This is a genomic window from Planococcus sp. TJ-302 (genome assembly GCF_058268455.1).
In genome coordinates, this window is sequence record NZ_JBZDOI010000001.1 from 1,837,875 (window position 1) to 1,862,978 (window position 25,104).

Below are 25,104 nucleotides of genomic sequence, written 5' to 3' on the forward strand. Positions count from 1 at the left end.
CTTCTCCGTTCAAAAATATACACGTTGTTTTATTATCGCACGGATATCATTCTTTCACACGTTAAGCGATTATTAAGTTTTATCTTGCCGGTAGATGAATAAAAAACCAGCGGAAATGCTCCACTGGTTGATTTGGTGCTTATTGATCGAGCAAGCTGACCGATACTTTGACGTCAAGCGACTGGCTTCCGCCTCTGTAGACGCCTTGCACCGGGCTGACATCATTGTAATCGCGCCCAACCCCGACAAGAATATGATGCTCAAGCGCTTCTACATTATTTGTCGGGTCCAGGCCGACCCAGCCGATTCCCGGAACCATCACTTCAACCCATGCATGGCTCGCCGCATCGCCGATCAATGCCGAGTTTTCGCCGACGTATAAATAGCCGCTGACGTAGCGCGCTGGAATGTGTTTGGCGCGCAATATTCCCAGCATGACGTGCGTGATGTCCTGGCAGACGCCTTTCATCAAATCGAACGACTCTTCCGCTCGCGTCGAAACGTCCGTCGACTCGCCGTCATACGTAAAGCGGTCGTGCAGGTAATTCATAACGTCAATCGAATACTGGACCGGATTCGACATTTCGCCGAGCGCTGTGTCCACTTGGCTGATATGTTCCGGCGTCAGATACGTATACGCCGTGTTGCTCAGATAGGCCAAATATTGTTCCCCAAATAAGTTGGAATGGAAAATGGAGTTCATTTCCGGTGAATAATCAATGCGGTGGATGAACGGGCTTTTCTGGATGCTGACAGTCGACGTAGCTTTCACTTCAAGATTTTGGTGATGCTCTGCAATGAAAAAGGTTTCCACATTATTGCCCCAAATATCGATATGCTCTTTTGTCAGTGAGGCAGGTGTAATATCCGCACGGTAAGCATGCAGGCGCTGGCATTCGTCGGATTTTGGCTTGAGGCGGATGGAGTTCATGCTTTGGTCGACAATCGTCTCGTATTGAAAAATATTGGTGTGCTCAATCTTATACTTCATAGTGGTTATTCCCTTCGTGCCTATCTGATGTGTTGCATTCTGTGACTGGCTTTGTCCAGACTGTTCTGAAGAAGGTTCGATCAAATAATAGGTTTTAGAGAATAATTGGCTAATTTCATTGCAGCCGTCTTGGAAATGATTTAGGAACTCCATCATTTCATCAGTTGATAACTCATCCAAATTCAGCTCATTGAACTTAGTCCGCACTTCGTCCAGTTTTGCGTAAAGCTCCCACGAATAATGGGAAATCTTGCTATCTTCCAACTCTTCCACAGCCGCCCGTACATGATCCAGACAATAACGGATTGAGCGCGGGAAGCTTTGATTGGAGATTAGGAAATTGAGCACGTGCCGCGGGTCCATTTTTGGCGGATTGGCTTTTAAATACGCATCATAGGCGTTGGTCATGCGCAGCGCAGACAGCCAATAATAATAATCTTCCGTCTGGGCTTTCAACTGCTGTTCATAGGTCCGCTCACAGACGACATTCAAAATCCGGGCGGTTTTTTCAGCGCGTTCGAGCCATTTGGCGATTTTGATGATTTGATAGCCGACTCCACGTGACATAGCCGCTTCAATAATTCCTTGCGATGTCAGCGAAGTGAATTTGACGCGCTCCAAAAACTTGCCGACATCTTTGGCCGTGCATTGGCCCACTTCTACATCCTGCAAAGCCAAATAACAGCGATTCCATGTCTGCCAATAATCATCCGTAATATGATCACGGCTGACGCGAGCATTTTCGCGGGCCGTCCGGACACAATTCGCAACGGAATTCATATTGCCTTCATCAAATGAAAGATATTGAACCAGCTGGTCTTCTTCATAATATTCCTTAGACTTTATATGGCTGAGCTCTTCACTTGAAGCACATATTTCATAAATCAACTTCCAGTCGCTGTCTCTGACCAGTTCTTCATCGGAAGCTTCAATCATCTGCAAAAGCTGGACATCCAAAATCCGGGCGTTATTTTCTGCGCGCTCGGCATTTCGGGACATCCAATATAAAGAATTAGCTACTCGACTCAGCATTGTGGTCCCCCCTGTCATCCTTATCCCGGTAGACCCAGGTATCTTTTCCGCCGCCGCCCTGCGAGGAGTTGACGACGAGCGATCCGCGCTTCAGCGCCACTCTCGACAATCCTCCTGGAAGGACGCGCGTATTTTTCCCTCTCATGACGAAGACGCGCAAATCAACATGGCACGGGTAAAAGTCTTCGCCTTGATAAGCGGGAGCACGCGACAATTTGATTGTCGGCTGGGCAATGTATTGATGTGGGCTCTCGATGATTTTAGCCCTGAATTCTTCAATTAGCTCTTTCGATGCATGGGGCCCGACCAGCATATCATAGCCGCCAGAAGCGCCGACGTTTTTCACGACCAGTTCTTCCAAATGCTCCAATACCCATTCCCGTTCTTCTAAATTATCAAGCAAATAAGTTTTAACGTTGCCGATGATTGGTTCTTCGTTTAGGTAATAGCGGATCATGTCTGGAACATACGCATAAATCGCCTTGTCATCCGCAACACCATTGCCAATACCATTCAAAATGGCGACGTTTCCATGGCGGTAAGCGTCCAACAGCCCCGGCACGCCCAGTGCTGAATCTTCGCGGAAAGCTTCCGGGTCCAGAAAATCATCGTCGATTCGGCGGTAGACAATATCAACGCGCTTGAGCCCACGAATCGATTTCATGTATACGACATGGTCTTTGACAATGAGGTCCCGGCCTTCAACTAGGTCAATCCCCATTTGCTGCGCCAAAAAAACGTGGTCATAATAAGCGGAATTGTACATTCCAGGGGTTAAAAGAACCGCAAAAGGCTTATCGTTCGTCGTTCTAGGAGCATGATCAAGAATCGCTTCGTGCAAATACGACATTTGATGCTCCAAGGCATGCACGGAATGATTGTTGAAGAATTCCGGATAGACTTGCCGCATAACATAGCGGTTCTGGTAGACATATGACATTCCAGAGGGGTTTCGCAGGTTGTCTTCAAGCACATGATATGTTCCATGTTCATCGCGGATCAAATCAATGCCGGCTAAAAATATATGGTTTTTCAGAGGCACATCGATTCCTTGCACTTGTTTAGCATAATAATAGGGATTTTCTTCTATCAGTCTTCTGGGGATTATTCCATCTTCGAGGATTTTCTGACTGTGATAGACATCATCCAAAAAGCGGTTTAAGGCTTCTGTACGTTGAATCATTCCTTTTTCAATTGTATCCCATTCTTCAGGGGAAATAATGATCGGCACAAAATCGAAAGGCATTGTCCGCTCTGTTCCGACGTTATTGTTATAGACTGTGAACGTAATCCCTTGCCTGAGAAAAGACAGCTGGGCTGTTTCGTGCTTTTCTTTCAGTTCTTCTTCGGAGAATTGCTGGAGCTTTTCATAGAATTTGCGGTAATGGGGTTTCGCCGTTCCTTGTGCTGTAAACATTTCATCAAAAAACGGTTTTACATTATACGATTTGAACATACATACCCTCCTTAAATCATTTTGCAGCATCCAATATAAACAAAAAAAGCTACGGCTCTTTTTTCGAGCTATAGCCTTCCCTCTATTCATTTTATCTTATTTTTCAGACAGGATATACATTTAACTGAAAAATTAGTTATTTTTTGACTTATCTTCGTCTGCATTCTTTTTCAGGGAATCGCTATAAGACGTGCTGCCGCCAAATGTGCCGCCGCTTGGAGTTGTGCCTGAAGAAGCAGAACCACTTGTTGAAGAGGATGTACCGCCGGCAGTTCCCGAAGTGCCGCTGCCTGTTTTGTCAGAGCTTGTCATGCCTGATCCAGATAAACCTGTACCCGTTAAACCCGTACCTGTCGTACTTGGTGTGCCTGTTGAACTTGTACCTGTCTTATTTGTTGAACTGCCGACATCCTCTTTCAAGGTCTGATTGGCTTTGTCCAACGCTTCTTTTTCTTTGTCCATCATTTGCTGCTGGCTTTCGATAACGCCTTTCACAGCCTCTACCGCTTTGTTGACACTTGGCTTCACTTTATCAACCATGCCGCCGGACTGCTCGTTCAACCGGTCAAGTCCTTTTACAACAGAGTCTTTCAGATTTCCAGCTTGAGTTGAAGTCTGCCCTTCTTTTTTCTGTGTCATTGCGGCACCGATTAAAGCACCAATTCCTAATAACACCAATTTACCGAATGTTCCGCTTGATTTTCTAGCCATTGCTTACCACTCCTTTTGATTTTTAAATCCTGTGTTATTTAGTATTGACTATTCGCAATATTTTCAAACCTTTTAATGGAAAAAAATAAAGACACCTACTGGTAAAAGTGGTGTCTAAAAAAGAGGAACATTATTAAATTTTGCCTTCTTCTTTAAGCACCTGCCAAAACGCCTCGACCACTTCTGGGTCATACTGAACTCCAGCCAGCCCCCTGATTTCAGCCATTGCATATTCTGCGCTAAAAGCTTTTCGATATGCTCTATCTTCCGTCATCGCATCAAAAGTATCACAGACGCCGATGATTTTCGCTTCCGTCAATATCTCGTCGCCTTTCAGTCCGAAAGGATAGCCGCGGCCATTGACCCGTTCATGATGCTGCTCGACGATATCCGCAAGGTCTGCATAAGCCGTTTTCCGGAGCATGTCAGCACCGTCGCCGGGATGTTTTTTGACGAGCGCAAATTCCTCGTCGTTCAGTTTAGCAGGTTTTTTCAGAACTTCTTCCGGAATGTTGATTTTGCCGATGTCGTGAAGGATAGACGCTATGAATAAATTTGATATCTGTTTTTTTTCAAAACTCATTTTTATTGCAGTTTTCATTGCATATTCCGCAACCCGAGCACTATGTTTAAAAGTATAACGATCCTTGTGCTCAACTAACTCTCCGATTTTTCTTAACTCCATTATTTCATTGCTTAAATAATGGAAAGAAGAAACATTAGAAAATGAAAGTATAGTGACTTCTGTAAGAGCGTAAAAATGCACTGCAGCTTCGAGATTTTTAGCAGAAAAAACGTCGTCAGGACCCAGGTTTATTTTTTCTCCACCTAAATCTACTTCCATTTCTCCAGTTAAAATATAGAAAAATTCAACTACATAGTTTCCTTCTCCAGGAAACAAAACAAACATTTTATCTTTCATGACAGTTTGCTTCATAAGTTCTAAGCCATCTCCGCGCCCTAATAAACTCAAAGTAGTAGAATCATTCCTTACTGTATCAAGGAAGTTTTTTTTCAATATATTTAAGCCTTTCAAAAGCTCACTTCCTCCTAAAAAAATATGAGAGTATAGATTCTATACTCTCATATTACCTCATACATTATTTTAAATACAACCTATTCTACCAAGCAATAACGCGGATTGGATCAATCATCGCAATACGGTCCGGAAATTGGACCGGAATCCATTCAATCGCGACATTGATTCCAGCAGCATTGGCATTTTCAACGCCAACACGCGTCATTTCACGAGTCTTCATGTCCAAGTCATGGATCAACGCTGAAACTTCCTCGTCGTATTTAGCCCATAAAGCAGATTTTGTTTCTGCGTCATAAGCACTCGCGTAATTAGATAGATAGTCAGCATATAACTCATCCGCTTCCGCCTGTGCTTCGGCGATTTCAGCGTAGATTTCGTTATTTACCAGCTCGATATCAGATAAGCCTTCTGCAATTTCCGTTGTTACGGATGTGTCTCCTGCAGCAAATGCCGAAGTTCCAAGCATTACTGTAAGCATTACTGTGATAATAGCAGCAAGTACATTTTTCTTGAACATTCTCTTTCCTCCAATTGGGTCGGTTAATTGGGTCTCCAGCGCTTTCTGCGTCCAGATAGTGAAAGCTCCCCCTGAGCTTCCAGTATTTGATACATTTAACTATCGCCGGTCCTCCTACTTAGTATATAAGAACCATAGCAATAGTACAATATAATTTGTCAATCCTTTACAAAACCAAAAGTTTCATTAAGATTCAAGGTGTTTAGAATCAAAAAAGGCCGGAAGAGATTCCGGCCTTTCCACATTGATATCATATTTAGGGATTGATGGTTTAACAGCTCGCCTTATTTATGGCAATACAGTCGAGCCCATCAGGTAACGGTCGCATTCGCGCGCGGCTTCGCGGCCTTCGTTGATTGCCCAGACGATCAAGCTTTGGCCTCGGCGCATATCTCCCGCAGCGAAGACACCTTCCACATTGGTATTGTATTTGCCATATTCCGCTTTGACAGTAGACTTCGTCGTCGTTTCTACAGCCAATTGCTGGATCAGTCCTTGTTCTGGCCCGCTGAAACCGATTGCCAGCAGCACCAAGTCCGCTTTCCAGACTTTTTCAGTGCCCGGAATTTCTTCACGGATCCGGTTTCCTTGCTCATCAATTTTCAGTTTGACGTTGACGGTATGAACTTCTTTGACAGCCCCATTTTCATCGCCGACAAATTTTTTCGTCATTACCGCAAATGCCCGCGGATCGTGGCCGAAAGCGGCAGCCGCTTCTTTTTGGCCGTATTCGACGCGATGAATTTTTGGATACTGCGGCCATGGGTTGCCGGCTTCATCGCGCAATGCGCCTTTTTGATCGTAGACATCGAATTGTATGAGGCTGCGGCAATTCTGGCGGACCGCTGTTGCCAGACAGTCTGTCCCGGTATCGCCGCCTCCGATGACTATGACATCCTGGCCTTCAGCTGAAATAAACCGGCCATCTGCCAAATTCGAATCCAATAGGCTTTTTGTGTTGCTGTGGAGGAAATCCATTGCGAAATGGATTCCCTTCAAATCGCGTCCCGCTACATCGACATTGCGGTGGACAGTCGCGCCGCCGCACATGACAACTGCATCAAAATCGGAACGCAGCGAGGAAACCGGATAATCTTTTCCGACTTCGGTGTTCGTGATGAATGTGATCCCTTCCTGCTCCAGGATTTTGACGCGGCGCATTACCATATCATAAGGAAGCTTCATTTCGGGAATGCCGTAAGTCAAAAGCCCTCCGACACGATCGCTCCGTTCAAAGACTGTCACAAAATGGCCGGCTTTATTCAGTTGGGCAGCCGTTGCCAGACCTGCAGGGCCTGAACCGATGACAGCAACCTTTTTGCCGGTGCGCGTTTTTGGCGGTTCCGGCACTACCCATCCTTCCGCAAAGCCTTTCTCAATGATTGAACGTTCCACCGTACGGATTGCGACCGCTGGCTCATTGATGCCAAGGACACAAGCGCCTTCACATGGAGCCGGGCACGCCACTCCCGTAAATTCCGGGAAATTATTCATAATATGTTCTCGGTGCAGAGCCTCTTTCCATTGCCCGCGATAAACAAGGTCGTTCCACTCCGGGATTAGGTGGTTTACAGGGCAGCCTGTTGTAGCGCCTTCCAGCTCCATGCCTGTTTGGCATGTCGGAACGCCGCAATCCATACAGCGAGCGCCTTGCTTGCTTACTTCTTCATCCGACAGCGGAATGGTGTAATCCGACCAATCCTTCACGCGCTCTTGCGGAACGCGCTCTTTGAGGGTCTGTCGGTTATATTCCATAAATCCAGTTGGTTTGCCCATCGAATCCCTCCTCCTCGGTTATTTTCCGGTTCCTGCCATTTTGCTTTCTTCAAAAGCTGCCATTTCAGCGTCCGCTCTTGCCATACCGCTTTGCTGAAGCTTATCAATGCGGTCGTTTATCTTCAAATATGCTTTCGGAATAACGCGTATGAATTTCGCCGAGAATGTATCCCAATACGCCAAAATCCGTTTGCCGTTTTCACTGTTTGTATAACGCACGTAGTTTTCGATCATGCCACGGAGTTCTTCCATCTCAGCCGGTTCAGCCAATGGCTGCATATGGACCATCTCAGGATTGCAGCGCGTACCGAATGTGCCGTCTTCGTCCAGCACATACGCCACGCCGCCCGACATGCCGGCCGCGAAGTTCTTCCCTGTAGAGCCCAGGATTGCTACGCGACCGCCGGTCATGTATTCACAGCCGTGGTCGCCAACCCCTTCCACTACGATTTTCGCGCCGCTGTTGCGGACTGCAAAACGTTCGCCTGCTACACCGTAGATATAGGCCTCACCCGCTGACGCTCCGTAAAACGCGACGTTGCCGATGATAATATTTTTCTCCGGGATGAAGGTCGAATCGGGTGCAGGGTAGACGACTATTTTACCGCCTGATAAGCCTTTTCCGACAAAGTCATTGGCATCGCCAATCAATTTCAAGGTCATCCCTTTTGGAATGAACGCACCGAAACTTTGGCCTGCCGAACCCCGGAAGTTCAAGTTGATGGTGTCTTCTGGCAACCCTTCGGCTCCATAACGCTTGGAAATTGCACTGCCGATGATTGTTCCGGTCGCGCGGTGAATGTTTCGGATAGCTGTTGTCAATTCCACACGGTTGCCGTTTTCGATCGCGTCTTTGCAGCGCGGCAGCAATTCCTGGTAATCGAGTGTTTGCTTCAATCCATGGTCTTGCTTGACCGTGGCGTAGCGGCCAACTTTTTCCGGCAGGTCGGGCTGATGCAGCAATGCTGACAGATCTAAGCCTTTCGCTTTCCAGTGGTCAATGTCCTGTTTCGTTTCAAGCACATCTGTGCGTCCGATCATTTCATCGATTGTGCGGAAGCCAAGTTCCGCCATCAATTCGCGTGTTTCCTGTGCCACAAAGCGCATAAAGTTCGCGACATGTTCTGGATCTCCCATGTATTTCTTGCGGAGTTCCGGATTTTGCGTCGCAATCCCAACCGGGCAAGTGTCCATATGGCAAACGCGCATCATGATGCAGCCAAGGACAACCAGCGGCGCTGTGGAAAAACCGAACTCTTCTGCTCCTAAAAGGGCTGCCGTAACAACATCGCGTCCTGTCATCATCTTGCCGTCCGTTTCAACGACGATGCGGTCGCGCAAGCCATTGAGCAACAAAGTCTGATGCGTTTCAGCCAATCCGATTTCCCATGGCAGTCCGGTATGCTTCAAGCTCGTTTTCGGAGCCGCCCCGGTCCCGCCGTCGTATCCGCTGATGAGCACAACATCTGCTCGGCCTTTTGCAACACCGGCAGCTATCGTACCAACACCTACAGCAGAGACCAACTTCACACTGATGCGCGCTCGTGGGTTGGCATTTTTCAAATTAAAGATCAATTCCGCCAAATCTTCAATTGAATAGATATCGTGATGCGGAGGAGGCGAGATCAGTTCGACGCCAGGCGTTGAACCACGAACTTCTGCAACCCATGGATAAACTTTCTTGCCGGGCAGGTGGCCGCCTTCTCCAGGTTTTGCGCCTTGTGCCACTTTTATCTGAATTTCATCGGCATTAACTAAATAATGGCTTGTCACACCAAATCGGCCTGACGCAACCTGTTTGATTGCACTGCGTCGATTATCGCCATTTTCGTCCGGTGTAAAACGGGAAATTTGTTCGCCGCCTTCTCCTGAGTTGCTGCGACCGCCGATACGGTTCATCGCAATTGCCAGAGCTTCATGCGCTTCCTGGCTAATCGAGCCGAATGACATTGCGCCGGTCTTGAAGCGCGCGCAGATCTGCTCAATCGTTTCGACTTCGTCAATCGGCACTGGCGTCTGCTCCTTGAATTCCAGCAAGCCGCGAAGAGATTGCACATTCGACGTTTCAGCCGTCAGCAAGCCGCTGTATTTCTTGAACGTTTTATAATTATTCGTCCGACATGCCTGCTGCAGTGTATGGATGGTTACTGGATTGTATTGATGTGTTTCGCCGTTTGCACGGTATTGGTATTCGTCCCCCGGCTCGAGCGCGTGGTTCCCGCCTTCACGTTCCGGATAGGCTTGGGCATGGCGCATCAGCACTTCTTTCGTGATAATATCGAGGCCGATTCCGCCAAGGCGCGATGATGTACGGGTGAAGTAGCGATCGATGACATCCATGTGAATACCGACCGCTTCAAAAATTTGAGCACCGCGGTAGCTTTGAATGGTTGAAATGCCCATTTTCGACAATACTTTAATGATGCCATCAGTCACCGCATTGATGTAGCCGGCTTCCGCCTCTTCATATGAAACACCGCCGATATCACCTGAAACTATTAGGTCGTCGATCGACTTGAACGCTAGATAGGGATTGATCCCTTCAGCACCATAGCCCAGCAAAGCAGCGAAATGATGCACTTCCCGCGGTTCACCTGACTCCAGGAGGATACTCATCCGTGTGCGTGTACCTTGGCGGATCAAATGGTGGTGAAGGCCGGATACGGCGAGCAGCGCCGGTATCGCTGCGTGTTGTTTATCGACGCCGCGGTCGGATAAGATCAGCAATGTAGCGCCTGCGTCAAATGCCTCGTCCGCTTTGATGAAAAGCTCTTCCAGTTTCTGCTCGAGCGCTTGCGCTCCGCCTGCAGCTTCAAATAAAATTGACAGCGTCACTGCTTTGAATTCAGGCAGTTCCTGCTGGCGCAGCTTTTCCAACTGCCCATTCGTCAAGACAGGGGTTGCCAAGCGGATATGGCGGCAGCTTCCTGGGCCTGGTTGGACAAGATTGCCTTCCGCCCCGATTGTGGTCTGTGCTGCTGTAATGATATGTTCGCGGATTGCGTCAATCGGCGGATTCGTCACTTGAGCGAATAATTGCTTGAAATAGCTATATAAGAGCTGCGGTTTTTTCGACAACACCGCGAGAGGCGAATCGTATCCCATCGATCCCACCGGATCTTTGCCGTCTGTCGCGAGTGGTTTAATGATCTTTTGGACTTCTTCTGTCGTATAGCCGAATACCAATTGCTGTACGAGCAAGTCTTCCGTATCGGAATAGTTAGGCGCTACAGATGGGTCAGGAATATCCGCCAGATCCAGCATGTTGTCTTCTATCCATGAACGGTAAGGCAGCTCAGCAGCTATTTGGAGTTTAATTTCTTCATCCGGGATTATTTTACCCGCCTCCAAATCAATCAATAACATTTTCCCTGGGCGCAAACGCTCTTTATAAACGATATCGTCCGCAAAAATATCAAGGGCACCAACTTCGGAACCAAGAACGATCATGCCGCTTTTGGTCACGTAATAACGCGCCGGGCGCAGGCCGTTGCGGTCCAGGCAGGCTGCAATCTGCTTGCCGTCGGTGAAGACTAGTGCAGCTGGGCCATCCCACGGTTCCATCAAAGTACTGTGATATTCGTAAAAATCACGTTTTTCCTGTTTAATCGTCGGATCATTAACCCAAGGCTCCGGAACCATCATCATGGCCGTATGGGCCAGCGAACGCCCTGATAAATGAAGGAATTCGAAGCAATTGTCGAACATGGATGAGTCGCTTCCGCTTTCATCGATGACAGGCAAAACTTTCTCTATATCTTTTTCCGTAAAATAAGGGGAGTCGCACAATACTTGCCGCGCGCGCATCCAATTGACGTTGCCGCGAAGTGTGTTAAATTCTCCGTTGTGGATAGAATAGCGGTTCGGATGCGACCGCTGCCAGCTCGGGAATGTATTCGTGCTGAAACGGGAGTGAACTAATGCCAGCGCCGATTTGAATTCGGGGTGGTTGAGGTCAATGTAAAACGAGTCAAGCTGTTCTGGAATAAGCATTCCTTTATAGACAATCGTGCCCGCTGACAAGCTGCTGAAATAGACATCGCTGTAATCAGGGTCGCCTTCCATTTCCATTTCGATGCGCTTCCGGATAATGTATAATTTCCGCTCGAGCTCCATACGGTCTTCCAGCTCATCAGCCGCCTCGATAAACACTTGGCGGATAACTGGCTTAGTCTTGGCGGCTACTTTTCCGACAAACGAATCGTTTACCGGGACCGGGCGCCAGCCAAGGCACTTCTGTCCTTCTTCTTCGATGATTCGCTTGATGACACCTTTCGTCTGCATGCGCAAATCGTAATCCTGTGGCATAAAAACCATACCGATGCCATATCGGCCTTCAGCTGGCAGGGCGATTCCTTCTTTTTCGCATTGTTTATAGAAGAAACGGTGGGGAATCTGTGTCAGAATGCCGGCTCCATCGCCGGTACTGGTGTCAGAAGATTGTCCTCCACGGTGTTCAAGGTTACAAAGAATATTGATGGCATTCTGAACAATCGAATGCGATTTTTCTCCGTTGATATTTGCAATCATGCCGATTCCGCATGCTTCATGTTCTTGATCCGGATGATAAAGCCCTTGTGCGGCTGGATACTCTTTCTTTCTCATCAAATCGCCTCCTTTAACTCATTAGAGTGTCATAATATCAGAATATTATAGCACGGTTATTGAATATATATACGCTTTTATCAAATAAAATTAACGTCAGAATAATGAAAACGGTTTCATTAAAAGGCTTTGCACCTATGTATTTTCGATAAAATCCCGTTTTAAAGCCATTTTCACACTAAAAGTTATGCATAAAAAAATCAAAGTTTTTCTATTTAAATGAAATCAAAAAAGCTGCCGAGAATTTCTCGGCAGCTTGAACATTTATTCATTCAACATCTTTAAAGTCACGGACCGCAGTTAAGAACGCTTCTCCGTATTTCTCTAATTTGCTCGTTCCGACACCGTTCACTTCGAGGAACTCTTCCTCGGTCTTCGGTCTTCTCGAGCCCATATCCTGGAGCGTCTTATCGGAAAATATAACAAATGGCGGCACACCTGCTTCATCCGCAAGCTTTTTGCGGATTTTGCGCAGTTCTTCAAACAACGGATCGTTCTGGGTGATCTGCTTGGTTGCTACAGCGCCTTTGCGCAGAACCCGCCGCTTGCCTAGCAGCACATCCCGTCCGCCGTCCGGCACATAAATTGTCGGGAAAGAACCTTGCTCGACAGCAAGCAGTTCTTGGGAAATCATGAACTCGATCAAGTTGGATACTTCTTTGGCATTGTGATGCTTTAGAATACCGTACGTTGATAATTTATCAAATCCGAAATCGAGCACTTTTTTGTTTCGGGAACCTGTCAAAACTTGGGCCGTCATCATTTTGCCGAATTTTTGGCCCATACGGACGACGCACGACAATACCATCTGGACATCCGTAGTCACGTCGAGGCTTTCGCGGTCATCGCTGCAGCTGCTGCAATGCCCGCATGGTTCAGCCCCAGTGTCTCCAAAATAAAAGATGATGAATTGCTGCAGGCAATTTTCAGTATGGCAATAATCGACCATCCCCTGCAATTTGGCCAGCTCTCCCGGAATCCGCGCAGGATCTTGCGCTTGGTCTATCAGGAAACGCTGCGTTTGGACATCCTGTGAAGCGTAAAGGACGATGCATTCACTCGGAAGCCCGTCACGCCCCGCACGGCCTGCTTCCTGGTAATAGCTTTCCATATTTTTTGGCAATTGGTAGTGGATGACATAGCGAATATTGGATTTGTCGATGCCCATGCCGAATGCGTTAGTAGCCACCATAACCGTCACTTCATCGTTCAAGAAACGCTCCTGGCCGCTTTTCCGCTCCTGGTCCGGCATGCCCGCGTGGTACTTGGCGGCTTTGACGCCTTTTTTAATCAGCATGTCATAAACCGAATCGACTGTCTTGCGCGTCGCCGCGTAAATGATGCCCGCTTCTTTTTCATTTTTTTGCACGTATTCTTTTACGTAGCGGTCCCGGTCTTGTCCGCGGATGACCGAAAACGACAAGTTGGCGCGTTCAAATCCGGTCATGACCGTATGTTCTTCTTCAATATCAAGGATGCGGCAAATATCTTCCCTGACCTGCGGCGTAGCAGTCGCTGTAAGAGCCAATACGGTCGGGTTATTCGGGAACAGGCCAGCCATGCGGCTGATCAGCCGATAGCTCGGGCGGAAATCGTGTCCCCATTGTGAAATACAATGCGCTTCATCGACCGCGATCAGCGGCACTTGAACGCCTTGCAATTCATTAAGGAACATTTCCGAATCCAGCCGTTCTGGCGCGATATACAATAATTTAATTGCCCCTCGCTGAACATCGTGCAAAGTTTCCCGTACTTCTTCAAAACCCAGCGAACTATTTATATAAGCAGCCGGGATGCCGGCTGCCAGCAACGCATCTACCTGATCTTTCATCAACGAAATCAACGGCGATACGACAATCGTCGTACCTTCCATGACCAAAGCGGGAATCTGATAACACATCGATTTACCGCCGCCTGTCGGCATGACGCAGATTGTATTTTGCCCTTCGAAAACCTGTGAAATCGCCTGTTCCTGCCCAGTCCGAAATGTCTCATAGCCAAAATACGTCTGCAGTAATTTCCTTGCTTCTTCCAACAAAATAAAACACTCCCAAAACTCGTCTCGTATCTAACAGCTTATCACATTCCATCGGGTTTTTTCTCTTTCCGAAATCACAGAAAACACTCTGCAACAAAAAACTGTTCCATCAGCCTACGCTTTTGGAACAGTTTCCCGAATTCCTGTATTTAAATTTCCATTCTCAGCGTTCCGCTTGGTTTTCATCTTCAAAGGAAGACCTTAAACCTTAGTGGTGAACCAAAAAAGCGGATTTTTCAAGCCACTTTTCAAACAATATTTTATAAGGTTTCTTCTATATTAATACCCCCATTCCTGAAAACTGAAATGCTGTGCAAAGCCAGCATATTTCGCCAAGCCGTTTTGCAGCTCCAGTTCATTTTTGGCCAGCATGCGTTCTCTCGTTTTTTTGCGTTTAAAGCGGCTGCTGTATGCTTGCTGGGCAGCTTCATTGCGGTGGGCAAGCTCTCTGAATTCCATCGCAACATCATCTTCAGGATCACTTAACAAAGATGCAAGCATCCCCGCCTTGCGGTACAGTTCCTTGGAATCGTATTGATCCCGGCGTTCATACAATAGTCCAGCTACGATACTACTTGGCAGCTCTTGGTCAACGCCTTTTGCAAGATCCGTCAGAAGTTCAAGCATGACGCGCCGATTGCTTGCGAGCGATAAAACGTAAAAAACATGCGGAATCTCTTCCACAGGGGTAGCCGTAATATAAAAGTCGATTTCCCGAATCAGCTCAGCAGGCTGGATCAAATCAATCAAAATAGCCAAACGGTATGTTTCATATAATATATATCTGTCCATCTGGGATCGCCTGCCTTACGGAAAAGTAGATTTGATAATTTTAACGAGCACCTCAATTATTGACAAAAATGACAACAACCAATCATTCGAATAGTATTTTAGTTCAATTATATCATTTTTTCTGAATATTTAGTTATTATAAGTAAATATTTATTTATCTTAAAATGCCTAATATTAACAAAAAGTCCACTCGGTAGAGAGTGGACTTTTTGAATGCTTTTGTAAAATAATGGTTTATCCCAGCTTAATTGGCTGCCCCATAGCTTCCCATGCGGCGTTTCACTTGGATGTAAGATGCTGCTTCCGCAATCTCGCTGTGATCGAGCGGTTTGTTATCGAGCATTAAATTATAATCACTTATAGTTGAAGCGTTTTGCAGGTCCAAGTCTATGACTTTTTCGGTGCGATCCAATAATCCGTCAACAGAAACTTCGAAGAAATCAGCTAAACGCGTTAAATGACTCACTGTAATTTGTTTCTTGCCGCTTTCATAAGCCCAAATTGCGCTTTTAGCAAATCCGATTTTTTCCGCCAACTGCTCCGGAGTCAATGCTTTCTCTTCGCGCAGGTCTTTAATTTTTCTTCCTAAATCGTTCATTAGTTTTCTACTCCTTTATATTAAATTCTAACTATTTAAAATATACAGTAACTTATAACATTATACAATATATTTCTATAATATTCGGATAAAAATGTGTACATTTGTTGACCTTTTTCGACAATTTTCGCGAAAATACCTAATAAATGGTTATTATGGTACATAAATGCTTACTATAATTTGTCGATTGCCTCGTTTGGCTAAAAATTTGTCATTCTAGGTGCATTTTTAGAAAAGTTCCATTTTTTTTAATTCATTTATTATTTTGATAAAACTTTTTTTGACAGTATATATTAAATAGTCTTACGAAAAAGTTTAGATTCAGCGCCTATTTTACTAATTTTCAAGTTTTTTTTGATTTTCAAACTTAAAGAAAGTATTATATTAGAATACGTAAAAAGGAGGTAGTAAGATGTCTGATAAATACAATCGCCAAGACATCGTAAACACAGTGCCACAAAAAGGTTTCTTCGGCCATCCAAAAGGATTGTTTACTTTATTCTTTACAGAATTTTGGGAGCGCTTTTCATATTACGGCATGAGAGCCATCCTGGTGTTTTACATGTACTACGAGCTTTCCGATGGCGGACTTGGCTTAGATCAAACAACGGCTCTTTCCATCATGTCCATTTACGGATCTCTTGTTTATATGTCCGGCGTAATCGGCGGCTGGTTGGCCGATCGAATATTCGGCACATCGAAAGCCGTCTTTTACGGCGGAATACTCATCATGTTCGGTCACATTGCTTTGGCCATTCCAGGCAGTCTGCCACTGTTCTTCGTTTCGATGGTGCTCATTGTCCTCGGTACCGGTTTACTGAAGCCGAATGTTTCGAGTGTCGTCGGCGAAATCTACGCCGAAAATGATAACCGCCGCGACGCCGGATTCAGCATTTTCTACATGGGGATTAATATGGGTGCATTTATTGCACCGTTGATCGTCGGTACAATCGGCATGAACATCAGCTTCCATCTCGGCTTTAGCATCGCCGCAGTCGGCATGTTCCTTGGGCTTGTCGTGTTCATGTTGACGAAAAAGAAAAACCTAGGACTGGCTGGCACAATGGTAGCAAATCCGTTGTCCCCTTCCGAAAAATCAAGAACCGTTAAAGTTTTCTCAATCGGGGCCATTGCCATTGCAGCCATCGTTTATTTCGGACTGCAAATCGGCTTCCTGACGTTCGACAGCTTTATCGCATCAGTCGGCATCCTTGGTATCCTGTTGCCGACAGCTTATTTTGTGGTCATGTACCGCAGCAGCAAAACGTCGGAAGTGGAACGTTCGCGCATCTTGGCTTATATTCCTTTGTTCATCGCATCCGTCATGTTTTGGGCAATCCAGGAGCAGGGTTCGACCATCCTCGCAGCATATGCTGATACACGCACGGACCTTGAATTTGCGGGCATCACGATTTCTCCCGCTTGGTTCCAGTCATTGAACCCGCTGTTCATTATTTTGCTTGCTCCAGTGTTCGCATGGATGTGGGTTAAACTTGGCAGCCGCCAGCCTTCCATCCCGCAGAAGTTTTCACTCGGATTGCTGTTTGCCGGGATTTCGTTCCTGGTCATCCTGCTTCCTGCATACTTCGGCGGACCGGATACACTGGTGAATCCGTTATGGCTTGTACTGAGCTACCTAATCATCGTGTTAGGGGAACTTGCCTTGTCGCCAGTCGGATTGTCAGCAACCACCAAGCTTGCCCCTGCCGCTTTCTCAGCGCAGACGATGAGCCTATGGTTCTTGTCAAACGCAGCCGCGCAAGCGATCAACGCACAGCTCGTGAAATTTTACTCAGCTGAAAACGAAATGATGTACTTCGGTATCATCGGCGGAGCATCCATCGTCCTGAGTATTATCCTGTTCCTATTAGCACCAACCATTCAGCGCTTTATGAGAGGCGTACGATAAATAAATACCAAAAGGCCGGAAGCATTTTGCTTCCGGCCTTTTTTCGATGGTCAAACGTCTTTGATGACAAGCCCCATCTGGCGGGCGAAAGCCATCGCCTGCTCCGGCGATACTTTACAGCCAGCCAGTTTGTCGACGGTGACTTGAATGTTCTCAAATGAGTTGCTGCTGAGGTCGACGCCTTTCAGGCTCGCTTCAACAAAATTGATATCATTCATGTCGCATTTATCGAATTCGGTCTGCTTTAATTCCGCTTCGTAAAAATCCGCGTAGCGCAGACTTGAAGATTCAAAGCGCGCCGTATTGCACAGCGAAAAGCCGAATGTCGCGTAATTGAGCACGCAATCCTGGAACAAGGTATGGCGGACGCCGGCTTCCGCGAAGTTCGTGCCGACAAGCTTTGAATTGCGGAACTCCGTCCGGTGAAAGACGCAGCGGCTGAAATCCGCGTTCGACAAATCGCAGTTGATGAACAGTACATCGATAAATTCACTGCGTGGCCAGGCTGCTTCAAGGAAACTGACGTTCTCGAATATTACTTTATCGACACGAAGCCCTTCTTCCGGTTCAATGTCGATGGTTTCATGTAAGATTTTGCAATTGCTTATGTAATGGTCATCCAATGCGGAGGAAAAGGGTATGGTTTCCATATCATTAGATACGATTGGCGCTAAGCGTTTGGCTTTTTTCATCATGAATCCCCCTTTAATTAAATAAGCGGCCGCTTCCAACTGGGAAGTAGCCGCTTTGCTATAACAATTTATCCAACTGACGGCGCTTTATCTATGCAGGACCGGACAAGCATCGGATCCACGATGTGGTCGTCTTCCACTTCCACTTGGTAAAGTTTGCTGTTATGCATGAACTTGAAAATTCCATTATTGAAATCAGTGCCGATTTCTTTGAAGAAAATCCCTTCGTACTGGCATTCTTTCGTTTGGGTGAAACTGATTTTATAAGTGTCGGCGTCCTTCACTAAGTAGCAGCGAACGCCTTTTTCAAATTCTTCATGGTCGCTGCCTTTGATGGATCGTTCGACTGAAACAACATGAAAATCCGCAAAAGGGATTTCCCGCAGCAGTGAATTCAGGAATGATCCTTTCGTGATTTCCTCCCAGCGGCTTCTCGCCGTCTGGCCGATGATGATTTGGGTAATATTCAAATCATGCGAAACTTCCGCGATGACCTTTGCGGAGGGGCGGCTTTCATTATCCCGGATGATAAAGTCCTCAGCCCCGTATTCTTCAGCTAGTTCTTTCCATCGTTCAACATAAGCTGATTTTTCAGTATCAAATTCATCGAATGGCAGCGCATCAACCGTCAGTATATACAACGGGCAATCCAGCATGCTCGCCAGCTTGTTTCCACGGTTGATCAGGCGTTCGCCATTGGGCCCGTAAAAAACGCAGACCAATATGCTTTCGTCCATACGTCCTCTGATTTTTTTCATCTTTTCACACCCCTCCAGTGGTTTTTCTGTTCAATTCTTCTGCACAACCCGTAAGTTCAAAACTATGATATTGTACTGCGTATTCCATTATAAATCAAGGCATGCCCCTGCTTATCTGTACCATAACGGAGTTCACAAGTGAAAACAAGCCGTTATTCCTGTATAATTTAACGTATATGCCAACAGCCCAACCCATATTCCATTCCATTCAGGCTTCTGTTTTCCGCCTTTTTTATTTTTCCGTTCCTAATCCCAACTTCAGGAGGTTTTGCAGTGCATTTTCTTATCCTCGCCATTTTAATCCCTTTTCTCGCAGCCGCTTGCATCCCATTCATACATAGGCGCATCGGGCTAATTAACATCGGTTGGCTCGTCCTTGCCGTTCCTTTAGCGCTTTTCGTCGTTTTTGTTTTTCAGATTCCCATCATCTCCTCTGGAAAAACCATTTCCGCATCTATCGATTGGATCCCTTCCCTCGGCATCAATTTTTCAATTTTTGCAGACGGCCTGAGCCTGATTCTTGCTTTGCTGATTACCGGCATGGGAACCCTAGTTATTCTCTATTCCATCTATTATCTATCTCCAGGGGATTCACTTCCGCATTTTTACGCTTACTTGCTCTTGTTTATGGGAGCTATGCTGGGCGTTGTCCTCACTGACAACTTATTGGTCCTGTATGTTTTCTGGGAACTGACAAGCATTTCTTCGTTCCTATTGATCGCTTTTTGGTATCATCGAAAAAATTCCCGTGTCGGTGCCCAAAAATCTTTGCTGATCACGGTTTTCGGTGGCTTCGGCATGCTAGCGGGCTTCTTGATGCTGCATGTCATGACCGGCTCCTACAGCATCCGCGAAATCATATCCGTCATCGGACAGCATACAGACCACATCTTATATTATCCGGCTTTATTCCTGGTGCTTCTTGGAGCGTTCACGAAATCGGCCCAATTCCCTTTCCATATCTGGCTGCCTGATGCCATGGAAGCTCCGACTCCCGTCAGCGCCTACCTCCATTCGGCAACCATGGTCAAGGCTGGCATTTACCTGGTCGCCCGCTTCACACCGATTTTCGGCGGCACTGCTTCCTGGTTTTGGACGGTTACATTGGTAGGGCTCATCACTTTGTTCTGGGGAGCATTCTGCGCTGTCCGCCAAACCGATTTAAAGGCACTGCTTGCCTATTCGACCGTCAGCCAGCTCGGCTTGATTATGAGCCTCTTCGGTATGGGATCGGCTGCCCTGCATTTCGGTGCTGAACCTGAAGGCGCGATATACGGGCTGGCCACGTTTGCCGCTCTTTTCCACTTGGTCAATCATTCCACCTTTAAAGGCGCATTATTCATGGTGGTCGGCATCATTGACCATCAAGTAGGAACGCGTGATATCCGTCGCCTCGGCGGCCTTATCGCATTTCTTCCAGTCACTCTTACGTTCGCGGTCATCGGCAGTTTTTCCATGGCCGGTTTGCCGTTTTTCAATGGTTTTCTAAGCAAAGAGATGTTTTTCACAGCTTCGATCAACGCGGCCGGCCTTCCGCTGTTTTCCGCTGTTACCTGGGGCTGGATTATTCCAGTCGTCGCCTGGACAGCAAGCGTATTGACATTCGCCTATTCCATGATTCTCGTATTCCAGACGTTTTTCGGCAATTACCATCCGAAAAAACTCGATAAAAAACCGAAAGAAGCTCCTTTGGGCATGCTGATTTCTCCAGCAATCCTGTCCATCTTGATCATCGGCATCTTTTTCGCGCCGAACTTGCTTGGAGACCATTTGCTGAAGCCGGCAATGGCCACTTTGCTCCCGGGTGTGGTTGGAGCAGCCCCACACATCTCAGCCTGGCATGGCATTAACGCAGAGTTGTTGATGACGCTTGGAGTTTTTGCTGTCGGTGCCATCTTGTATGCGTTCTTGCGCCAATGGAAAAAAATCTATGGCATTCTGCCTGAAAATTGGGCGTTTAATGTTTTATACACTAATTTCCTAAGCGGCCTTGAACGGAAATCGGCTCAAGTGACCTCCTCTTATATGACCGGACATTTGCCCCATTATTTCACTTATATTTTTATGTTCTTCATTGTAGCGGCTGGCGGGTCTTTGCTCTTGTCCGGCGGATTGACATTCGACTTTGCAAACGATGCACCGCTCCCGGCCTACGAAGTGTTGCTGGCAATTGTCATGATGATTGCCGCCATCGCCATAGTTTTTGCTCAATCCAGGCTCACTGCGATCTTGTTGAATGGTGTTCTCGGCTATTCCATCGCGATTTTCTTCGTGCTGTTCCGGGCTCCCGATTTGGCCCTTACCCAATTGGTCATTGAAACAGTGACAACTGCATTGTTCCTATTGAGCTTTTACCATCTGCCCGAGTGGCAAAAGGAAAAGTCGCCTAAAAAAACGAAAATCCGTAACGCTGTTATCGCCATTTTCGGAGGGCTCACCATCACGCTCATTGCGCTATCCGTGAACGGCACTCGGTTGTTCGATTCGATTTCCAGCTTTTATGAAGACTCCTATGAATTGACCGGTGGAAAAAACATGGTCAATGCCATTCTCGGCGATTTCCGCGCTTTTGACACATTGCTCGAATCGCTTGTCCTTTTTATCGCTGGCCTCGGCGTCTATACGCTAATCCGGCTTAAAGGCGGAAAGGAGACCCGTAAACATGGAGATCAATGACGTTATTTTAAAAACGGTAGCCAAAGCTGTAGTGCTAATCATTTTCACCTTCGGCATTTATTTATTTCTCTCAGGGCATAATGAACCCGGAGGCGGCTTTATTGGCGGACTCGTCCTGGCATCGGCTTTTGTGCTGATGTTCCTGTCCTATGATTCCGAAACGGTCAGCGACGCCATTCCGATCGACTTCAAAAAACTTTCAGCGTTCGGTGTTCTGCTGGCTCTTTCAAGCGCAACCATTCCGATGTTTTTCGGACAAGCTTTTCTAAGCCAGTCTTTCGGCTATTTCGATCTGCCGATTTACGGCAAAACCGAACTGGCGACGGTGACCATTTTCGAAGCGGGCATCGCTTTGACGGTCATCGGAGTCGTAGTCAATATAATTTTGAGTATAAGTGAGGATGAATAGCCAATGGAAACCCTGATAATTTTATTGGTCGGTGTGCTGACTTCCGTCGCCATCTACCTTCTGCTCTCCAGAAGCTTGGTCCGGGTCATCCTCGGTACCGCAATCCTATCGCATGCTGTCCATTTATTGATCTTATCGATGGGCGGATTAAAAAAAGGCACAGTCCCACTTCTCGGCGAAGAATCCGGGAGCTATGTGGATGCATTGCCCCAAGCCCTGATCCTGACCGCGATCGTCATCAGTTTTGCTGTCACAGCTTTCATTCTGGTATTGGCTTACCGGGCCTATCAGGAACTGGGAACCGACGACCTCAAGGAAATGAGGGGTGTAAACGATGAATAATATCATTTTGCTCCCCATGCTGATTCCAATATTAATGGGCGTGATGCTGATTTTCCTGCGCACTTTCGGCCGCACACAAGCCTGGTTTAGCATCGGCTCTATAGCAGCAGTGGCAGGCATCTCATTTTATCTGTTAAACGCCGTCCAGGACCAAGGCATTTTGCGCCTGGACTTTGGCGGCTGGGTTCCGCCTTTCGGCATCCTTTTCGTGGCAGATTCGTTTGCGCTGCTCCTTGTGTTCGCGACAAGCATTGTCACGCTCGTTTGCCTACTGTATGCATTGTTCACGACTGGCAAACTGCTGGAGTCAATGTATTTTTATCCCACCGTGCTTTTTCTCATCGCAGGCGTCAACGGCTCATTCCTGACAGGCGACTTGTTCAATCTTTTTGTCTGCTTTGAAGTCATGCTTTTGTCTTCTTACGTTCTCCTTACGCTCGGTGGCACCAAGCGCCAGCTCCGGGAAGCTGTCAAATATGTCATCATCAATATCGTATCATCATGGTTCTTTTTAGTGGCGCTGGCCTATTTGTATGGAACGGTCGGAACCTTGAACATGGCACATGTTGCCGTGCGCGTCGCTGAAAATGGCCAAGGGCCGCTGCTCACGACGATCAGCCTCGTATTCCTTATCGTTTTCAGCCTAAAAGCCGGCTTGCTGCTGTATTATTGGCTGCCGGGTTCATACAGTACGCCGCCGACTGTCGTTTCAGCGCTTTTCGGAGCGCTCCTGACAAAAGTCGGAATCTACGCGTTGTTCCGTGTATTCTCTCTTATTTTCCATCACCAGCCGGAAATCACCCATACCATCATCGGCGTCATGGCTGCTGCAACGCTTATCGGCGGCAGTTTAGGCGCCATCGCTTTCAACGATATCCGGAAAATAGCGGCCTATAACATTGTCATCTCGGTCGGTTTCATCCTTGTCGCGCTCGCCGTTTCGACACCGAACGCCATCGAAGGCGCTGTTTATTATCTTGTCCACGACATGATTGTCAAAGCGCTGTTGTTCTTGTTGATTGGTACGCTCATATCACTGACGGACACCGTCCAGCTGAACCAAATGAGCGGCTTGATGAAAAACTATCCGCTGCTCGGCTGGTCGTTTTTCATCGCTATGCTGTCTCTTGCCGGCGTACCGCCATTCAGCGGATTCATCGGCAAGATCCTCATAGTTGAAGGTACGATTGACAGCGGATCTTATGGACTGCTGGCACTCGCGCTGCTATCAAGCTTATTCGTCTTGTATTCCATGCTGCGCATCTTTAAAAACAGTTTCTGGGGCGAGACCATCATCAGCAAAGAAGAACAAGTCCCGCTGCACAGTAAATTCCTTTTCCCGAGCCTGCTGTTGGTCTTGCTGACGTTTGGAATGGGCATCGGCACTGAATGGCTTTCCGTCTATGTGACCGATGCTGCTGATACGCTGCTCCATCCGGAAATTTATATAGACGCCATTTTAGAAGAAGGCGTACAGTAATGGCTGTCCGCACAAATCTAATCCCTAACGAAAGGAGAGGCTTTTAATGCCGGCTCAGTTTCTGCTGAACATCACCATCGCCTTGCTATGGACTTTGCTCATGGATGAAGATGCCTTCTACTTACCCACTTTTTTAACCGGCTACCTGATCGGCATCGGCATTCTGTTTTTCATGCACCGATTTTTCGGCACGAAGTTCTACATGCTGCGCGTCTATTCCACTATTAAACTATTGTTCATCTTCACCTCTGAACTTGCCCAGTCGAGCCTGTTGATCATGAAGCAGATCCTCAGCCCGACATTGAAAATCAGGCCAGGCATCTTCACGTATGAACACAACATGAATGGCCCCTATGAACTGACGACACTCGCATTGCTGTTGACGCTAACCCCGGGTTCGGTCGTCATGGAAGTATCGCCGGACGGGAAAACATTTTATATCCACGCCATGGACGTTGAAGAATCCAGGGATACCATTCTAAAATCAATCAAAACCTTTGAAAAAGCGATTATGGAGGTGACACGAGGATGATTGACACGATATTATCGATTGCGCTGTTCTTGTTCATTTTTGCCGTGCTGCTCGCTCTTTACCGCATCATCAAAGGACCTTCGATGCCCGACCGGGTTGTCGCACTCGACATGATCGGGGTCAACTTGATTTCAGGCGTAGCGGTATTTTCAGTGGTTCTGCAGACACATGCTTTTCTGGAAGTCATCCTGATTGTCGGCATCCTTGCTTTTATCAGCACAATCGCTTTGGCACGCTTTGTTGAGAGGGGGGATATCGTTGAGCATAAACGAAATCTTTGAATACATCGGAGCTTTCCTTATTTTGATCGGTTCCATTATGGCGGTTATCAGTGCAATCGGCATCTTGCGTTTGCCGGACGTTTATACCCGCTCGCATGCGGCAACCAAAAGCTCGACATTGGCGGTTCTGCTCTCCTTGACCGGAACGTTCATTTACTTTTGGGCGTCCGAGAACTTCATCAGCGTCCGCCTGCTTCTCGGTATCTTGTTCGTCTTTTTAACAGCACCGGTTGCGGGCCACTTGATAACGCGGGCAGCCTACCGCTCTCGCGTTAAAATGTCGGATTCCTCGACAGAAGATGCGCTGCACGACGCACTTTATGGAAAACAGAAAGATTCACAGTAATCAGTATTGAACCAACAGTTTCTCAGGCTGCCGGGAGTTTTCCGGCAGCCTTTTTTGCGGAATAACAAAATAGTGTTTTTTCATTAAAATGTCAAGTTTATGACTAACGGAAAAAGGGAATAAC

General features: G+C 47.0%; 20 protein-coding genes. 8 read left to right on the forward strand and 12 right to left on the reverse strand.

Translation table 11 applies throughout. From position 1 onward, the window contains the following. Positions 1 to 139: 139 nt before the first annotated feature. From AC4EHB_RS08995 to AC4EHB_RS09040, 10 genes are all read right to left on the reverse strand, one after another. Positions 140 to 2,023 carry an alpha-E domain-containing protein gene (locus AC4EHB_RS08995; protein WP_490975230.1) on the reverse strand — a complete coding sequence of 628 codons (1,884 nt, stop codon included), beginning with the start codon at positions 2,021 to 2,023 and terminating at the stop codon, positions 140 to 142. After that, positions 2,004 to 3,479 carry a circularly permuted type 2 ATP-grasp protein gene (locus AC4EHB_RS09000; RefSeq protein ID WP_490975231.1) on the reverse strand — a complete coding sequence of 492 codons (1,476 nt, stop codon included), beginning with the start codon at positions 3,477 to 3,479 and terminating at the stop codon, positions 2,004 to 2,006. Before AC4EHB_RS09000 ends, AC4EHB_RS08995 begins: the two co-directional genes overlap by 20 nt. A 132-nt stretch (positions 3,480 to 3,611) precedes the next feature. Beyond that, positions 3,612 to 4,190 carry a hypothetical protein gene (locus AC4EHB_RS09005; RefSeq protein WP_490975232.1) on the reverse strand — a complete coding sequence of 193 codons (579 nt, stop codon included), beginning with the start codon at positions 4,188 to 4,190 and terminating at the stop codon, positions 3,612 to 3,614. A 133-nt stretch (positions 4,191 to 4,323) separates the two neighbouring features. After that, on the reverse strand, positions 4,324 to 5,226 hold the full coding sequence (locus AC4EHB_RS09010) for an HD domain-containing phosphohydrolase (RefSeq protein WP_490981231.1): 903 nt from the start codon (positions 5,224 to 5,226) through the stop codon (positions 4,324 to 4,326). Positions 5,227 to 5,311: 85 nt separating this feature from the next. Further along, positions 5,312 to 5,746, reverse strand: coding sequence for a hypothetical protein (locus tag AC4EHB_RS09015; RefSeq protein ID WP_490981232.1), 435 nt, complete (start codon positions 5,744 to 5,746; stop codon positions 5,312 to 5,314). Between the two features lie 288 nt (positions 5,747 to 6,034). Beyond that, entirely contained in the window at positions 6,035 to 7,522 is a 1,488-nt protein-coding gene (locus AC4EHB_RS09020) for a glutamate synthase subunit beta (protein WP_490975235.1), read from the reverse strand. 18 nt (positions 7,523 to 7,540) lie between these two features. After that, complete coding sequence (gltB, locus tag AC4EHB_RS09025; RefSeq protein WP_490981233.1) at positions 7,541 to 12,127, reverse strand: glutamate synthase large subunit; 4,587 nt, start codon at positions 12,125 to 12,127, stop codon at positions 7,541 to 7,543. A gap of 268 nt (positions 12,128 to 12,395) precedes the next feature. Further along, positions 12,396 to 14,165, reverse strand: coding sequence for a DNA helicase RecQ (gene recQ, locus AC4EHB_RS09030; protein ID WP_490975237.1), 1,770 nt, complete (start codon positions 14,163 to 14,165; stop codon positions 12,396 to 12,398). A gap of 279 nt (positions 14,166 to 14,444) precedes the next feature. Then, complete coding sequence (locus AC4EHB_RS09035; RefSeq protein ID WP_490975238.1) at positions 14,445 to 14,957, reverse strand: hypothetical protein; 513 nt, start codon at positions 14,955 to 14,957, stop codon at positions 14,445 to 14,447. Between the two features lie 244 nt (positions 14,958 to 15,201). Then, positions 15,202 to 15,555: a helix-turn-helix domain-containing protein gene (locus AC4EHB_RS09040; RefSeq protein WP_490975239.1), complete on the reverse strand. Its 354-nt coding sequence runs from the start codon at positions 15,553 to 15,555 to the stop codon at positions 15,202 to 15,204. Positions 15,556 to 15,967: 412 nt separating this feature from the next. Here AC4EHB_RS09040 and AC4EHB_RS09045 point away from each other — a divergent pair, with 412 nt between their 5' ends. Next, the gene (locus AC4EHB_RS09045) at positions 15,968 to 17,464 is read left to right on the forward strand and encodes a peptide MFS transporter (protein WP_490981234.1); all 1,497 of its coding nucleotides are present in this window, start codon (positions 15,968 to 15,970) and stop codon (positions 17,462 to 17,464) included. 50 nt (positions 17,465 to 17,514) lie between these two features. Here AC4EHB_RS09045 and AC4EHB_RS09050 read toward each other — a convergent pair whose 3' ends face one another. Together AC4EHB_RS09050 and AC4EHB_RS09055 are read right to left on the reverse strand one after the other, a co-directional pair. Next, a complete protein-coding gene (locus AC4EHB_RS09050; RefSeq protein ID WP_490975241.1) occupies positions 17,515 to 18,156 on the reverse strand; it encodes a pentapeptide repeat-containing protein in 642 nt (213 codons plus the stop codon). A 68-nt stretch (positions 18,157 to 18,224) separates the two neighbouring features. Further along, on the reverse strand, positions 18,225 to 18,914 hold the full coding sequence (locus AC4EHB_RS09055) for a universal stress protein (RefSeq protein WP_490975242.1): 690 nt from the start codon (positions 18,912 to 18,914) through the stop codon (positions 18,225 to 18,227). Positions 18,915 to 19,187: 273 nt separating this feature from the next. On the opposite strand from AC4EHB_RS09055, the gene AC4EHB_RS09060 reads away from it, so the two are divergent. The 7 genes from AC4EHB_RS09060 to AC4EHB_RS09090 are packed head-to-tail and all read left to right on the forward strand — an operon-like array spanning position 19,188 to position 24,980. Then, positions 19,188 to 21,590 carry a Na+/H+ antiporter subunit A gene (locus AC4EHB_RS09060; RefSeq protein ID WP_490981235.1) on the forward strand — a complete coding sequence of 801 codons (2,403 nt, stop codon included), beginning with the start codon at positions 19,188 to 19,190 and terminating at the stop codon, positions 21,588 to 21,590. Continuing rightward, positions 21,577 to 21,999 carry a Na(+)/H(+) antiporter subunit B gene (locus AC4EHB_RS09065; RefSeq protein WP_183736462.1) on the forward strand — a complete coding sequence of 141 codons (423 nt, stop codon included), beginning with the start codon at positions 21,577 to 21,579 and terminating at the stop codon, positions 21,997 to 21,999. The genes AC4EHB_RS09060 and AC4EHB_RS09065 overlap by 14 nt, the downstream gene beginning before the upstream one ends. Positions 22,000 to 22,002: 3 nt before the next feature. Then, complete coding sequence (locus AC4EHB_RS09070; protein WP_490975244.1) at positions 22,003 to 22,341, forward strand: Na(+)/H(+) antiporter subunit C; 339 nt, start codon at positions 22,003 to 22,005, stop codon at positions 22,339 to 22,341. After that, positions 22,334 to 23,821, forward strand: coding sequence for a Na+/H+ antiporter subunit D (locus AC4EHB_RS09075; RefSeq protein WP_490981236.1), 1,488 nt, complete (start codon positions 22,334 to 22,336; stop codon positions 23,819 to 23,821). The genes AC4EHB_RS09070 and AC4EHB_RS09075 overlap by 8 nt, the downstream gene beginning before the upstream one ends. 46 nt (positions 23,822 to 23,867) lie before the next feature. Beyond that, positions 23,868 to 24,353, forward strand: a complete 486-nt coding sequence (locus AC4EHB_RS09080) for a Na+/H+ antiporter subunit E (RefSeq protein WP_490975246.1) — start codon at positions 23,868 to 23,870, stop codon at positions 24,351 to 24,353. Beyond that, on the forward strand, positions 24,350 to 24,634 hold the full coding sequence (locus tag AC4EHB_RS09085) for a Na(+)/H(+) antiporter subunit F1 (RefSeq protein ID WP_490975247.1): 285 nt from the start codon (positions 24,350 to 24,352) through the stop codon (positions 24,632 to 24,634). Before AC4EHB_RS09080 ends, AC4EHB_RS09085 begins: the two co-directional genes overlap by 4 nt. Further along, entirely contained in the window at positions 24,612 to 24,980 is a 369-nt protein-coding gene (locus AC4EHB_RS09090; protein ID WP_490975248.1) for a Na+/H+ antiporter subunit G, read from the forward strand. The genes AC4EHB_RS09085 and AC4EHB_RS09090 overlap by 23 nt, the downstream gene beginning before the upstream one ends. Positions 24,981 to 25,104: the final 124 nt, after the last annotated feature.

What these genes read in the sequence shown, in the direction of transcription:
- AC4EHB_RS09055 (WP_490975242.1), bottom strand. Translation starts at nt 18,914, where the DNA reads ATGAAAAAAATCAGAGGACGTATGGACGAAAGCATATTGGTCTGCGTT.
- AC4EHB_RS09075 (WP_490981236.1), top strand. Translation starts at nt 22,334, where the DNA reads ATGAATAATATCATTTTGCTCCCCATGCTGATTCCAATATTAATGGGC.
- AC4EHB_RS09070 (WP_490975244.1), top strand. Translation starts at nt 22,003, where the DNA reads ATGGAAACCCTGATAATTTTATTGGTCGGTGTGCTGACTTCCGTCGCC.
- AC4EHB_RS09000 (WP_490975231.1), bottom strand. Translation starts at nt 3,479, where the DNA reads ATGTTCAAATCGTATAATGTAAAACCGTTTTTTGATGAAATGTTTACA.
- AC4EHB_RS09085 (WP_490975247.1), top strand. Translation starts at nt 24,350, where the DNA reads ATGATTGACACGATATTATCGATTGCGCTGTTCTTGTTCATTTTTGCC.
- AC4EHB_RS09045 (WP_490981234.1), top strand. Translation starts at nt 15,968, where the DNA reads ATGTCTGATAAATACAATCGCCAAGACATCGTAAACACAGTGCCACAA.
- AC4EHB_RS09015 (WP_490981232.1), bottom strand. Translation starts at nt 5,746, where the DNA reads ATGTTCAAGAAAAATGTACTTGCTGCTATTATCACAGTAATGCTTACA.
- AC4EHB_RS09080 (WP_490975246.1), top strand. Translation starts at nt 23,868, where the DNA reads ATGCCGGCTCAGTTTCTGCTGAACATCACCATCGCCTTGCTATGGACT.
- AC4EHB_RS08995 (WP_490975230.1), bottom strand. Translation starts at nt 2,023, where the DNA reads ATGCTGAGTCGAGTAGCTAATTCTTTATATTGGATGTCCCGAAATGCC.
- AC4EHB_RS09005 (WP_490975232.1), bottom strand. Translation starts at nt 4,190, where the DNA reads ATGGCTAGAAAATCAAGCGGAACATTCGGTAAATTGGTGTTATTAGGA.
- AC4EHB_RS09020 (WP_490975235.1), bottom strand. Translation starts at nt 7,522, where the DNA reads ATGGGCAAACCAACTGGATTTATGGAATATAACCGACAGACCCTCAAA.
- AC4EHB_RS09050 (WP_490975241.1), bottom strand. Translation starts at nt 18,156, where the DNA reads ATGAAAAAAGCCAAACGCTTAGCGCCAATCGTATCTAATGATATGGAA.
- AC4EHB_RS09035 (WP_490975238.1), bottom strand. Translation starts at nt 14,957, where the DNA reads ATGGACAGATATATATTATATGAAACATACCGTTTGGCTATTTTGATT.
- AC4EHB_RS09040 (WP_490975239.1), bottom strand. Translation starts at nt 15,555, where the DNA reads ATGAACGATTTAGGAAGAAAAATTAAAGACCTGCGCGAAGAGAAAGCA.
- AC4EHB_RS09065 (WP_183736462.1), top strand. Translation starts at nt 21,577, where the DNA reads ATGGAGATCAATGACGTTATTTTAAAAACGGTAGCCAAAGCTGTAGTG.
- gltB (WP_490981233.1), bottom strand. Translation starts at nt 12,127, where the DNA reads ATGAGAAAGAAAGAGTATCCAGCCGCACAAGGGCTTTATCATCCGGAT.